The following is a 12753-nucleotide window of genomic DNA, read 5'->3' as shown; positions in this document are numbered from 1 at the left end:
CAATTCGTAGGCGAATTCGTAAGCGCGCATCGGCGAACCCGCGCGCCGGGTGTACGGGCACACCTCGCGCGGGTAAAGCCGGCAACGGTCTCAACGAGCGACGGGCAACGCGATCGCCAGCGCTTTACAATGCGAAAAGTCCTTCGTTTACGGTGACCGCCCATGAGCCAATTCAAAGCCGTTGCACTCGAGCAAGCGAGCCGCCTGATCAATCATGGGCCGACCGTGCTCGTTACTAGTATGGATGGCGCGCGGCGCAATATCATGGCTGCCGCCTGGTCGATGCCTGTCGAATTCACGCCGCCGCGTATCGCGATCGTCATCGATAAGAACACGTATACGCGCGAGCTTGTCATCGCGAGCGGCACGTTCGGTGTTTGCATACCGGGCGCCGCCGCGGCCGATGTGACGTATGCGGTCGGTTCCTCAACCGGACGCGATGGGGACAAGTTCGCCGAGTACGGCATCGAGCCGATCGCGGGGCCGGTGCTGGGGCTGCCGCTCGTGGAGGCGAACTGCGCGGCGTGGCTCGAATGCAGGCTGATTCGCGAGCCGCATACCGAAGATGCTTACGACACGTGCTTCGGCGAGGTTGTATCGGCGGCGTCCGACCCACGCGTGTTCAACAACGGGCACTGGATATTCGACTCGTCGAACGAGTCGCTGCATACGCTCCATCATCTCGGCGCCGGCAATTTCGCTAGCGCGTCGAACATATTGCGCGCGAAGCCCCTTCCGTAAGTTTTGCTCGCCGCAATTCCGCTTTTCCCGTTGCGTCATTCCGCACGTCTTTGCGGGCCGGCCTAAAAGCCGCGCGAGGGGCCATGCAAGACTTGCAAGGTCCGGGGACGGCCATCGATATGCAGACCGATGCGTGTACCGGGCGCCGTTTTTTATGCAACCGCAAACGGGAACGGACCTATGAATACTGCTATTTCCAGCCATCGTCGTACCGTCAACGGCATCAAGCTGCATTACACGCTTGCAGGCGATGGTCCTCCGGTCGTGCTGCTGCACGGCTTTCCCGAAACGTCGCATACGTGGCGGCGGCAGATACCGGTACTGAGCCGCCAGTATCAGTTGATCGTGCCGGACTTGAGAGGCTATGGCGCCTCCGATAAGCCGGTGGGCGGCTACGACAAGCGCACGATGGCGAACGACATCAAGGAACTGCTTGCGACGCTCGGTATCTCGCGTGCCGCGGTGATCGGGCATGACCGCGGCGCGCGCGTTGCGACGCGGCTTGTGAAAGATCATCCGTCGCTGGTTGCGCGCTTTGCGGCGCTCGACAATATCCCCACGCGCATGATCTTCGAGCGTGTAAATGCCGACTTTGCACAAGCGGGCTGGTTCTTTTTCTTCAACGGCGTGCGCGATTTGCCGGAAGCGCTCGTGCAAGGGCGCGAAGAAGTATGGCTGCGCCATATCTTTACGTCGTGGCTCTACGACATCAGCGCGATCAGCGACGCGGATATCGAAATCTATCGGCGCGCATATGCGTCGCCCGGCGGTTTGCGCGGCGCATTCGAGGACTACCGCGCATGGCGGCAGGACGTCGAGCAGGACAAGCAGGATGCACACGTGAAGATATCGGTGCCGACGCTCGCGCTATGGGGCGCCGAGTTCGACGGCGCGAAGTTTGTCGATATGCGCGAGATCTGGAACGAGATGGCCTCGGACCTGACTTGTGCGCCAATCGCGCTGGCGGGGCACTTCCCGCATGAAGAGCGGCCGATCGAAACAAACGAGGCGCTGCTTGCTTTTCTGCGCGACTGGAAGGGCTAGCGCCATACGCTGAAATAGATTTGTTAGCTTTACGTAGGGTACGTAATGTATCCACACGCAATGAAAGCGCTTATTGCCCGAATAGGGCAGAGCAAGGTGCTTTCTTCGTCGGAATGTGCCGGGCGCAACTGCCTTAAGCTTCGAACGTGGGGGCATATCGGCTTCCCACGTGGCACCGCTTCACGCAGGCAGCGGCCACGGCGCATTCATACCGACGATCATGGCCACACTTCCGACTGGCGAGCCGCGCCAGGAGCAGCAATCTCAAACGCAGCCGCAGCAACCGCACGCTCAGCAACGTCCTCTCTGGCCTGACGCGCCTCGCCCCGAAGGCCCATACGCCGATGCGCTCGCGAAGGTGAAGCCGCTGATCGATGCGAATGCGCCGATGAGCGACGCCGATCTGGTTCAGGCGCTCAATATCGCCGCGATCAGTTCGCTTGGGCTCAAGCAAGCGGAGGACGCCGAACGCTACTGGCGCCGCCTGATCGACGTGCGGCCCGATTTCGTCGAGGCGTATAACAGCCTTGGCATCATGTTCAAGGGAATGGGGCGCCTCGCAGAGGCCGAGGCGATTTACCGGAAGTTGCTATCGGTACGTCCCGATCATGTGGAAGGGCACAACAACCTGGGCGCGGTGCTGTTCGATCTGAACCGTTTGCCAGAAGCGGAAGCGGCGTATCGCGATGCGCTGGCGCGGCGCCCCGATTGTGCGGAGGCTTATCACAACCTCGGTAAATTGCTGCATGCGGCAAAGCGTTTTGCCGAAGCGGAAGACGCTTATCGAAAGGCCCTGCAGTTGCAGCCGAATCTTGTCGAAAACCATGTTCATCTCGGCAACACGTTGCAGCAGCTCGACCGGCTTGCCGAAGCGGACGACGCCTACCAGCGCGCACTCGCGATTCGTATCGACATTCCCGAAGTGCATCACAACCGCGGAATCGTATTGAAGACGCTTGGCCGGTTGAGCGAATCGGAAGCGTCGTATCGTCGTGCGATTGCGTTTCGTCCGAATTTCCATTTGGCGCAGTTTTCGCTCGGCTCGCTCCTGCTGAGTATCGGGCGCTACGAAGAAGCCTGGCGGCTTTACGAATCGCGCTACGAACAGGAAGGCAATATCCATCACCATAGCGCGGCGGTGCTGCGCTGCCCGCGCTGGCGCGGCGAGCCGCTCGCGGGCAAGCGGCTGCTCGTGTGGCAGGAAGACGGGCTCGGCGACATGATCCAGTTCGGGCGTTATCTGCCGCTGCTCAAAGCGCAAGGGGTGACGCATATTACGTTTGCTTGCGCGGGCGCGTTGCGGCGTCTGTTTGAGCGCATCGATTGTGTCGACGAAGTGATGAGTCACGGCCACGCGTTGCTGCGCTCGGACACATATGACACGTGGACGAGTCTGATCAGCGTTCCTGCCTATCTGCGCACGACGTTACGCACGATTCCGCCGGCGCTTGCTGTGATTCCGGACCCTGCGCTCGTGCAGCACTGGGCCGAACGCCTCGCGGTGCTGCCTCGCGGCCGCAAGGTCGGCATCGTATGGAGGGGTAATCCGAAACATCACAACGACGCGAACCGGTCGGTGCCGTCTCTTGCGGCTTTGGCGCCGCTGTGGGGCGTGCCGGGTTTGAATTTTGTGAGCTTGCAGAAGGGGCAGGCCGAAGACGAAGCTAAAGCGCCGCCCGCCAAGCAGCCGCTGCTGCATCTTGGTTCGGAGGTCGCGGATTTTGCCGACACCGCCGCTATCGTTGCGCAGCTCGATCTGCTGATTTGCGTCGATACGTCGACGGCGCATCTTGCGGCGTCGCTTGGCAAGCGCTGCTGGGTGATGCTGCCGGTGCACGATGTGGACTGGCGATGGCTGCGCGATCGTAGCGATTCGCCGTGGTATCCCGATACGGTTCGGCTTTTCAGGCAAGCGAAAGACGAAGGGTGGGGGGCGCTGATCGAGCGGATGCGGGAGGCGTTGAGCAACGTCGAGTTCTGATTGCCGCGCTGCGAGGGCGGGCAGCGCGGCGGATAATGATCATTGGTCATGGCGGTCGCGCATGATGTCCTGAGCCGACGTGTTGTCGGCGTACGACATCGGTCTGCGTCGCTTCGGCACGCGTTGGTGTTTCCCGTGATTCGTGCCGCTTCAAATGACGCGCCGCTTTACGTCACTTGCCGGGCAAGCGCAAGTGTTGCAGCGATAGTCTCCGCAAACGGCGTAGTCTGTCGCCCGATCAGCCTCCCCAACTCTCCACCCTCATCGAACAACCCACCTTCGCTGGCCCCGCGATCCGAATCCGAAAGCAGTGCGGCAACCGGCTCCGGCAACCCCGCTGCGACCAGCGCCGCCTTGAACTCAGTCTCCGGCAAATCCCGATACGCAACGGTCTTCCTCGCCTGCCTGGCCACTTCCGCGGCAAACTGCGCGAGCGTAAAAGCCTGATCCCCTGCAAGCTCATAAATCCGCCCCGGCTGTATATCAGCGGTGCTCAACACCGCCGCGGCCGCCGCAGCGTAATCCGCTCTCGCCGCCGACGAAATCCGCCCATTACCAGCACTACCAAGCATCACCCCATGCTCGATAGCAACCGGAATCGTCGCCGCATAGTTCTCCGTATACCAACCATTACGCAGCACCACGAACGGCACTCCCGACTCGCGCAGCAAACTTTCGCTCTGCCGGTGATCACGCGCCAGCCCGAGCGTCGACGTATTCGCATGCAGCAAGCTCGTATACGCAACCAGCCTCACACGCGCGCGCCTGGCCGCCTCGATCACATTCCCATGCTGCACGAGGCGTCCACCGAGATCATTCGACGAAATCAGCAACACCCTATCGATACCGGCAAACGCCGCGTCGAGCGTACCCGGTTCGTCATAGTCCCCGATATGCGTCTTCACACCGAGCGAAGCCAAACTTTGCGCCGCCTTCGCATTGCGCACCAGCGCATGAACGCGCTCCGCAGGCACCGTCTTCAACAATGCATCGATCACCAGCCGGCCCAATTGACCCGCCGCGCCCGTAACGAGAACGTTCGATTCCTTCGACATATCACGCTCCTATACTGTCCTGAAGTGAGAGTGGGTCTATCATAGAGACCATGTTTCGAATGCGTAAGGAGGCAGTTTTTCGTGTCCAGGTTACCTGCTAGTAACCCATCCGGTAAGCCCGATCCGGTGTCGAATGAAGACGTTGCCGGTCACTTCAGCGCATGGCAGGAGGACGGTTTCGATGCGGTGCGCTGTCCGATCCGCAACGTGCTCGACGTGATCGGCGACAAATGGTCGACGCTGACGTTGATGTCGCTTGCCGGCAAGCCGCGCCGCTTCAGCGACTTGCATCGCGTGATACCCGATATCTCGAAGCGCATGCTGACGCAGACGCTGCGCACGCTCGAGCGCGAAGGGCTCGTCACGCGTCACGTGTTTCCGACCAAGCCGCCGAGCGTCGAGTATCGGCTCTCGCCACTCGGGCGTTCGGTGCTCGTGCCGCTCGGCGGACTGATCGAATGGGCCGACGCGCGCTTTGACGAGATCGTTGCGGCGAGAAGACAGTTCGATATCGCGGAGGTTGCCGCGGTCGACGTGAAGTGAACCGGCGGAACATGACGCGACGTCAACGCAGACGGCCGCCAATGTTGATATCACCCAAGCTCGAACGTCGTGATACCGAACACGCGTGCAAGCGGAACGGCCGGCACGGCCTTTGTGTACATGCGCGCCGTTTCGAACACGCTCGTCATTCCAACCCGTTGTGCTAGTGCGACCGCATGAGCATTGGGCTCCGGCACATCGAGCACGAAGGTCTCGCCTTCGTGTTGCGCTATTAACGCATCGAGCAGGGCTTCCGCAGTGCGCACGTCATCGGCGAAGAGCGGTCCGATCTTATGTCCGCTAGCGCATGGGCGCAGCACACCGTACCCGTGAATCGCATCATCGTGCATTGCGGCAATCGCAGTCGCGTCCGGCTGCGCGATCCATTCCGCAAGAAACTGCTCGCGAGACACCGCAAAGCATGACTGGTCATATGACATCAATGGCCCGAGCGGCAATTGCTTAATATCCTCTATCGCCATGCTTTGCATTGGAACGCGTCGCGGTCTCGCGACGCCTTGAAACCGCACGTTCCGATGCGCGAACTGAAAACCGGATTTGCGGTAGTTGTCTTGCTGCTCGACAACCCCGTCGAGTCCAATATTGCGGCCGGAGAGATACGCCATCGCGTGTTGCCAGATCCGCAAGCCAAAGCCTTTGCCGCGGAATTCCGGCTTCACGATATAAAGGCCGATAAAGCCGAAGTGCTCACCATATCGAACCGCGGAGATCGACCCGACCGGTTCGCCGCGTAGCATGCCGATAAAAAATCCATCGGGGTCCGCGGCACGAAAGCATGCCGCGTCATGCAGGCCAGGATTCCATCCCTCCCGTTGCGCCCACTGAACGGCGAGTTCCACTTCGTCGGACTGCATCGGCCGGACGGTGAAATCGTCTTTGGTATTGATGGCGTTGCTCATCTATCCCTCCGCGATCGGCTTCGGCGCTGCCCAGTTTAGCGCTCGTTCGGCACGCGCGAAACTGCCACGGTCGCGGCGTTTCCAATTGTCTCTTGAGGCATTGGTGCGCCGCTACCAGAATGGCCCTCTCAGGCAACTAGAAGAACGACATATGCTAAAAGTGCTCGGCAAGGCATCGTCAATCAATGTCCGCAAGGTGCTCTGGGCCTGCGCGGAACTCCAGATCCCATTCGAGCGGGAAGACTGGGGGGCGGCTTCAGATCGACCCAAACGCCCGAATTTCTCGCGCTGAACCCGAATGGGCTCGTACCGGTTATTCGTGATGGCGATTTCGTGCTCTGGGAATCGAACACGATCATTCGCTACCTGGCTATGCGCTATGACGGTGCATGGCTTTATCCCGCCGCTCCTCTGGAGCGCGCGAGGGTCGATCAATGGATGGACTGGCAAGCCACGGACCTCAACCGCTCGTGGAGCTATGCCTTTCTCGGTCTGGTCAGAAAATCGCCGGTGCATCAAAACGCCGCGGAAATCGACGCCTCTCTGAAGGCGTGGACGAAACATATGCGCATACTGAACGGCCAGCTCGAAGCAACGCGTGCGTTCGTTGCGGGCAACGCGTTCTCTCTTGCCGATGTTCCTATTGCGCTGTCCGTCAACCGTTGGCTCAGTACGCCATTCGAACAACCGCATTTTCCAGCGGTCGCTGAGTACTTCGAGCGTCTCGCCGCGCATCCGGCATTCGCGCTCTATTGCAGAAATGGCCAGCCTTGAACCCGGAGCGGTGCGAAGGCGCGATTCGACTACTATGCGCGGTTGATCCGCTACGGGCAGGTCGGATCACGCTGAAACCATGTTCAACTGGCGTCGGCTCGGCGAAACGGCGCATCGTGCGCCGCGTCGCCTTGATAAAACGCGCCGAAGCGCTGCAATTGCCGCCTTGCATCGGCGATATCGACGTCGTCGTTGAGCACGGCGCTGGAGAAACCGGTGCGTTCCATTTGCGTCAGCTGATCGGCGAGCACGTCGCCGGTTGCGCGTAAATCGCCGGCAAAGCCAAGTCTGCGCCGTATCAGGTACGCCTGGCTGTACGCGCGGCCGTCGGTGAAGCTCGGGAAATGCAGTTCGACGCGTTGCGCGGCGGCGATTACGTCACGTAAATTCAGCGGGTCGATATCGTTCGCGAGCGTGACGACGCGCGATTCGGCAAGTTCGCCATCGGCCGCACTTTCAGCAGCATGTTCATCAGACGTCAAAAGCCGGATGGGGAAAGCGGTATTCACGCGATTTCCTCCGCCAGCGTGCGCACGCGGTTGGCTGCGGCCTTGAACGGCTCGATGCCAACGCGCCGCACCGTTTCGATAAACGTCTCCCGGCATGCGCGAGCGCCACAGCTCGTGCGCAGCGAAAGATAGGTCTGCAGCACGGCCTGCACGGCCTCGGTTACTTCATCCGCGGAAAACGACGGGCCGATCACCTTGCCCGCTTGCGCCGGGCCGCTCGCTTGCGTTCCGTCGGAGCCGCCAAGCGTCACCTGGTACCACTCGGAGCCGTCCTTATCGACGCCAAGTATGCCGATATGCCCGCTATGGTGATGGCCGCACGAGTTGATGCAGCCGCTGATATGCAGATCGATTTCGCCGATATCTTCGAGCTCGTCCATATCCTGGTAGCGTTCGGTGATCGCTTGCGCGATCGGCAGCGAGCGTGCATTCGCCAGCGCGCAGAAATCGCCGCCGGGGCACGCGATCATATCGGTCAGCAGATTGACGTTCGCGCTTGCGAGTCCCGCGGCGCGTGCCGCATTCCATAGCGCGAGCAAATCGTCCGCATGCACCCACGGCAGCACGATATTCTGCGTGTGCGTGACACGTGCTTCGCCGGCCGAAAAGCGCTCGACGAGATCGGCGACGACTTCGAGCTGATCCGCCGACGCATCGCCGGGCGCCTGCAACAGGCGCTTGAACGACAGCGTCACGATGCGCAGTGCGGGATCGCGATGCGCGGCCACATTGCGATCGAGCCAGCGCGCGAGCTGCGGCGTATGCGCGGCGGCCTCACGCAGCGCGGTGGCCATGAGCGGATCGGGCTCGTGCTTGCGCGTGGCCAACGCCCTCGGCGACGCAAAGTAAGCGCGCACGCGTTCGAGTTCCGCATCGGGAATCGTATGCGGACCGCCGTCGTGCTCGACGATCTGCCGGAATTCCTCTTCGACGTCGTCGATATAGTGCTGTCCTTCCGATTTCACGAGAATCTTGATGCGCGCCTTGTACTTGTTGTCGCGCCGGCCATACTGGTTGTACACGCGGACCACGGCCTCGATGTAGTTCATCACATGCTGCCACGGCAGAAATTCGCGCAGCACGGCGCCGATCACCGGCGTACGTCCCATGCCGCCGCCGACCGTCACGCGAAATCCGAGTGCTCCATGTTCGTCGTACTTCAGCCGCAGCCCGACGTCGTGCCATTCGGTTGCGGCGCGGTCTTCGCTCGCGCCTGTAATCGCGATCTTGAACTTGCGCGGCAAGTACGCGAATTCCGGATGCAAAGTGGTCCACTGCCGCATGATTTCCGCAAACGGCCGCGGGTCCGCGATTTCGTCAGGCGCCACGCCCGCGCGCTCGTCGCAGGAAATGTTGCGGATGCAATTACCGCTCGTCTGGATGCCGTGCATATCGACGGTCGCGAGCAGGTCCATTACGTCGGCCGCTTTCGCAAGCGGTATCCAGTTGAACTGCACATTTGTGCGTGTCGTGAAGTGCGCGTGATGTGTCGGCAGCCTTACGGTGCCGAGCTTGCGCTGCGCATCGAGCGCACGGCGGTACACCTCGGCCTCGGGCTTGTCGTATTCGCGCGCGACGCGCGCGAGGACACGCAACTGCGCGCTCGAAAGCTCGCCATAGGGCACCGCGACGCGCAGCATCGGCGCATGCCGTTGCACATACCAGCCGTTTTGCAGTCGTAGCGGGCGGAACTGGTCTTCGCTCAAGCGGCCGTCCTGCCAGCGTTCGATCTGATCGCGGAACTGCGCGGCGCGATTGCGCAGGAATGCCCTGTCAAACTCGTTGTATTGATACATGTGGCCGATAAATGACGATTGGACGTCGAAAGACGTATCAACTGAAAATACTCGCAATAGGCACAGGCGGACAGGGGCAGATGCGCGCAAAAATATCGCAGCAGTTGCGATACTGCCGGCCGTTCGGGTCTACAGTACCGAGGTATGCATCGTTTTGACCGTTCAATACTGACCCGGGAGACAGACGCATGAAAAGACAGGTGGGAGTGATCGGCTTGGGCGCGATGGGGCTCGGCGTCGCGCGTTCGCTGCTAAGGGCGGGGTTCCCCACGCATGCCTACGATTTGCGCCGCGACGTGCTGCAGCGCTTCGCGAATGAAGGCGGGATCGCGGCGGAAAGCCCCGCGGCGCTTGGCGCGCAGTGCGATATCGTGATCACACTGGTCGTCAATGCACAGCAGAGCGACGCGGTCTTGTTCGGCGATAACGGCGCGGCGTTCGCGATGAAGCCCGGCAGTGTCGTGCTGTCCAGCGCGACGGTGCCGCCCGCATTTGCGGCGGACCTCGCAAAACGCCTCGATGCAAGTGGGATTCTGATGCTCGACGCGCCCGTCTCGGGCGGGGCCGCACGCGCGGCAACCGGCGAGATGACGATGATGACGTCGGGCCCGCAAGCCGCATACGAAGTCTGCGAGGACGTGCTCGGTGCGATTGCCGCGAAGGTCTATCGGCTTGGCGCCGAACACGGCGTAGGCTCGAAGGTGAAGATCATCAATCAGTTGCTTGCCGGCGTGCATATCGCAGCCGCGGCGGAAGCAATGGCGTTAGGGCTGCGTGAAGGCGTCGATCCGGACATGCTGTATGAGGTCATCACGCACAGCGCCGGCAATTCGTGGATGTTCGAGAATCGCGTGCCGCATATTCTGCACGGCGACTATGCGCCGCTCTCCGCAGTCGACATCTTTGTCAAAGATCTCGGCCTCGTGCTCGATACCGCGCGCGCGACAAAGTTTCCGCTGCCGTTATCGGCGGCCGCTCATCAGCTGTTTATGATGGCGTCGACGGCCGGACACGGCGGCGAAGACGATTCGGCCGTAATCAAGGTATTCCCGGGCATCGACCTGCCAAAGTCGGCTTAATTCTCCGGCCTGCGCGCGCGTGCGCGCATCGACATCAGAAGGCCGTGCCGATCTGGAACTGGAACTTCTGATACTGATCGCCCGTATGCTTGACGAGCGGGAAGCCCAGGCTCAGCTTGAGCGGCCCGATCGGCGAAATCCACGCAAGGCCGACACCATAGCCGTAGCGCAAGCCGTTTGCACCGGTCGATGTGCCGCCCTGGCCCGGGTCGCCCCACACGTTGCCGCCGTCGAAGAACGTGAATACGCGCAGCGTGCGGTCGTATCCGGTGCCCGGCAGCGGGAACGTCAGTTCGATATTGCCGACCGCAAGGCGCGAGCCGCCGATCGGATCTCCGGTGGTCGCGTCGCGCGGGCCGAGCGAACTCGGTTCATAGCCGCGCACCGAGCCGATACCGCCTGCAAAGTAGTTCTTGAAGATCGGGAATGTCTGGCCGTCGAGGCCCTTGCCGTAACCGCCCTGAAAGTTCAGGCCCAGCACGAAGCCGCGCGCGAACGAGTAATAGTACTGTGCCTGCGCATCGAGCTTCACGTAGGTCGTGTTGCCGGCCGGCGTACCGTACTCGGCGTTTGCCTGCGTGAAGTAGCCGCGGCTCGGCACGAGCGCGCTGTCGCGGTTGTCGCGCGACCAGCCGACGGTGACCGGCACGTTGTTGACCACGCGGCCGAATTCTTTCACGTAGTCGATATACGACTGCGGCGTTTGTCCGTCGATATCGAGCCGGTTCTGCTCGAGGCCGATGCCGAAAAACACGGTGTCCGCTTCTGAAAACGGAATGCCGAATTTCGTGTCCGCGCCGACCGTGATAATCCGGAAGCTCGAATCGGTCGAGAAAATCAGCGGTTGCACGGTGCGGTAGTACGCGTCGGTAATGCGCTTGATGCCGTCCACCGTGAAGTACGGGTCAACCTGCGTAACCGTTAGCGTGCGGAACGTTTTCGCGGTGTTCACGTTGACCGATAGGCTCGTGCCGGAGCCGAATACGTTGTCCTGCGATACGCCGGCCGATAGCACCACCTTATCCGTCGACGAAAAGCCCGCGCCGAGTGTGATTGCGCCGGTCGGCTTTTCGGTCACGTCGACGTTCACATCAACCTGGTCGTCGGTGCCTTCCACCGGGACGGTGTTTACGTCGACGTTAGTGAAATAGCCGAGCCGGTTGACACGGTCCTTGGACAACGCAAGCTTGCTCGAATCGAACCACGAGCTTTCGAGCTGGCGCATTTCGCGTCGCACCACTTCATCGCGTGTGCGCGTATTGCCGGTTACGTTGATACGCCGCACGTACACGCGCTTGCCGGGGTCCACCTGCAGCGTCAGGTCGACCTTGTGATGTTCCTGATCGATCTGCGGCACCGCATTGACGGTGGCAAATGCGTAGCCGTACTCGCCCAGCTTGTCGACGATCGCTTTGGTGGTGGCCTGCAGTTTTTCCGCGGAGAAGCGTTCGCCCCGCTTCACTGTAACGACCTTCTGCAGCTCCGCTTCGCGGTCGAGCAGATTGCCCGCAAGCTTGATGCTCGCAATGGTGTACGGCTCGCCCTCGTGCAGCGTGACCGTCAGATACATGTCCTTCCGGTCCGGTGTGATCGACACTTGCGTCGACTCGATATTGAACTCGAGATAGCCGCGATTCAGGTAGTACGAGCGGATATGTTCGAGGTCGCCGGTCAGTTTCTCCTTGGAATACAGGTCGTTTTTCGTGTACCAGGAGAACCAGTTCGGCGTCGACATTTCCATTTCATCGCGCAGCGTGCCCGTGCTGAACACCTTGTTGCCGATGAAATTGATCTGGCGGATCTTCGCGCTCGGCCCTTCGATCACCGAAAACAGCAAGCCGACGCGGTTACGGTCGATCGGGGAAATGGTGGTGGTGACTTCGGCCGCATAGAAGCCGCGCGTCAGGTACTGACGCTTGAGCTCCTGTTCGGCCCTGTCGACCAGCGCCTTGTCGTAATAGCGGCCGAGCGAGAGGCCGACCGCATTGAGCGCCTTCAGCAGATTGTCTTTCTCGAACTCGTGGATACCCGCGAAATCGATCGAGCCGATGGCCGGGCGTTCGGCCACCGTTACGATGACGACGTTGCCTTCGGCGGAAATCCTCACGTCGTTGAAAAAGCCTGTGGCATAGAGCGCGCGAATGGCTTCGGATGCTTTATCGTCGTCGAACGTATCGCCTTTCTTGATCGGCAAATACGAGAAGACGGTGCCCGGTTCGACCCGTTGCAAGCCGTCGATACGGATGTCCTGCACCACGAACGAGTCGGCCGCGTGTGCCGGTACTACCGCCACGCTCATGCCAACCCAGGT

At 61.1% G+C, this 12753-nt stretch carries 10 protein-coding genes and 1 pseudogene; 6 read left to right on the top strand and 5 right to left on the bottom strand.

Annotated features, from left to right (window positions below):
* Nucleotides 1-162: 162 nt before the first annotated feature.
* The 3 genes from ACYPXD_RS03285 (at nucleotide 163) to ACYPXD_RS03275 (ending at nucleotide 3766) form a co-directional block, all read left to right on the top strand.
* On the top strand, nucleotides 163-741 hold the full coding sequence (locus ACYPXD_RS03285) for a flavin reductase family protein (protein ID WP_459707410.1): 579 nt from the start codon (nucleotides 163-165) through the stop codon (nucleotides 739-741).
* Nucleotides 742-921: 180 nt separating this feature from the next.
* Nucleotides 922-1785 carry an alpha/beta fold hydrolase gene (locus tag ACYPXD_RS03280; protein ID WP_459707408.1) on the top strand — a complete coding sequence of 288 codons (864 nt, stop codon included), beginning with the start codon at nucleotides 922-924 and terminating at the stop codon, nucleotides 1783-1785.
* A gap of 220 nt (nucleotides 1786-2005) precedes the next feature.
* Nucleotides 2006-3766, top strand: coding sequence for a tetratricopeptide repeat protein (locus ACYPXD_RS03275; protein ID WP_459707406.1), 1761 nt, complete (start codon nucleotides 2006-2008; stop codon nucleotides 3764-3766).
* 167 nt (nucleotides 3767-3933) lie between these two features.
* Here the strand turns inward: ACYPXD_RS03275 and ACYPXD_RS03270 are convergent, their stop codons facing one another.
* Complete coding sequence (locus ACYPXD_RS03270; protein ID WP_459707403.1) at nucleotides 3934-4821, bottom strand: SDR family oxidoreductase; 888 nt, start codon at nucleotides 4819-4821, stop codon at nucleotides 3934-3936.
* An 81-nt stretch (nucleotides 4822-4902) separates the two neighbouring features.
* Between ACYPXD_RS03270 and ACYPXD_RS03265 the strand changes: the two genes are divergently transcribed.
* On the top strand, nucleotides 4903-5364 hold the full coding sequence (locus ACYPXD_RS03265; protein ID WP_459707401.1) for a winged helix-turn-helix transcriptional regulator: 462 nt from the start codon (nucleotides 4903-4905) through the stop codon (nucleotides 5362-5364).
* Nucleotides 5365-5414: 50 nt separating this feature from the next.
* Here the strand turns inward: ACYPXD_RS03265 and ACYPXD_RS03260 are convergent, their stop codons facing one another.
* The gene (locus ACYPXD_RS03260; protein WP_459707399.1) at nucleotides 5415-6284 is read right to left on the bottom strand and encodes a GNAT family N-acetyltransferase; all 870 of its coding nucleotides are present in this window, start codon (nucleotides 6282-6284) and stop codon (nucleotides 5415-5417) included.
* A 151-nt stretch (nucleotides 6285-6435) separates the two neighbouring features.
* Between ACYPXD_RS03260 and ACYPXD_RS03255 the strand changes: the two are divergent.
* Nucleotides 6436-7058: pseudogene (locus ACYPXD_RS03255) on the top strand (glutathione S-transferase family protein).
* Nucleotides 7059-7141: 83 nt separating this feature from the next.
* Here ACYPXD_RS03255 and ACYPXD_RS03250 read toward each other — a convergent pair.
* Nucleotides 7142-7567, bottom strand: coding sequence for a DUF934 domain-containing protein (locus tag ACYPXD_RS03250; protein WP_459707397.1), 426 nt, complete (start codon nucleotides 7565-7567; stop codon nucleotides 7142-7144).
* Nucleotides 7564-9363 carry a nitrite/sulfite reductase gene (locus ACYPXD_RS03245; RefSeq protein ID WP_459707393.1) on the bottom strand — a complete coding sequence of 600 codons (1800 nt, stop codon included), beginning with the start codon at nucleotides 9361-9363 and terminating at the stop codon, nucleotides 7564-7566. Before ACYPXD_RS03245 ends, ACYPXD_RS03250 begins: the two co-directional genes overlap by 4 nt.
* A gap of 188 nt (nucleotides 9364-9551) precedes the next feature.
* Between ACYPXD_RS03245 and ltnD the strand changes: the two genes are divergently transcribed.
* On the top strand, nucleotides 9552-10442 hold the full coding sequence (ltnD, locus tag ACYPXD_RS03240; protein ID WP_459707391.1) for an L-threonate dehydrogenase: 891 nt from the start codon (nucleotides 9552-9554) through the stop codon (nucleotides 10440-10442).
* A gap of 34 nt (nucleotides 10443-10476) precedes the next feature.
* Here the strand turns inward: ltnD and bamA are convergent, their stop codons facing one another.
* Entirely contained in the window at nucleotides 10477-12741 is a 2265-nt protein-coding gene (gene bamA / locus ACYPXD_RS03235) for an outer membrane protein assembly factor BamA (protein WP_459707388.1), read from the bottom strand.
* Nucleotides 12742-12753: the final 12 nt, after the last annotated feature.

It is taken from the genome of Paraburkholderia sp. 2C, assembly GCF_054589215.1.
Note: the sequence above shows the minus strand (reverse complement) of the source record. Positions and strands in the feature narration are given on the sequence as shown.

Coding starts and splice junctions, on each gene's coding strand:
- ACYPXD_RS03285 (WP_459707410.1), top strand. CDS start 163: ATGAGCCAATTCAAAGCCGTTGCACTCGAGCAAGCGAGCCGCCTGATC.
- ACYPXD_RS03280 (WP_459707408.1), top strand. CDS start 922: ATGAATACTGCTATTTCCAGCCATCGTCGTACCGTCAACGGCATCAAG.
- ACYPXD_RS03275 (WP_459707406.1), top strand. CDS start 2,006: ATGGCCACACTTCCGACTGGCGAGCCGCGCCAGGAGCAGCAATCTCAA.
- ACYPXD_RS03270 (WP_459707403.1), bottom strand. CDS start 4,821: ATGTCGAAGGAATCGAACGTTCTCGTTACGGGCGCGGCGGGTCAATTG.
- ACYPXD_RS03260 (WP_459707399.1), bottom strand. CDS start 6,284: ATGAGCAACGCCATCAATACCAAAGACGATTTCACCGTCCGGCCGATG.
- ACYPXD_RS03245 (WP_459707393.1), bottom strand. CDS start 9,363: ATGTATCAATACAACGAGTTTGACAGGGCATTCCTGCGCAATCGCGCC.
- ltnD (WP_459707391.1), top strand. CDS start 9,552: ATGAAAAGACAGGTGGGAGTGATCGGCTTGGGCGCGATGGGGCTCGGC.
- bamA (WP_459707388.1), bottom strand. CDS start 12,741: ATGAGCGTGGCGGTAGTACCGGCACACGCGGCCGACTCGTTCGTGGTG.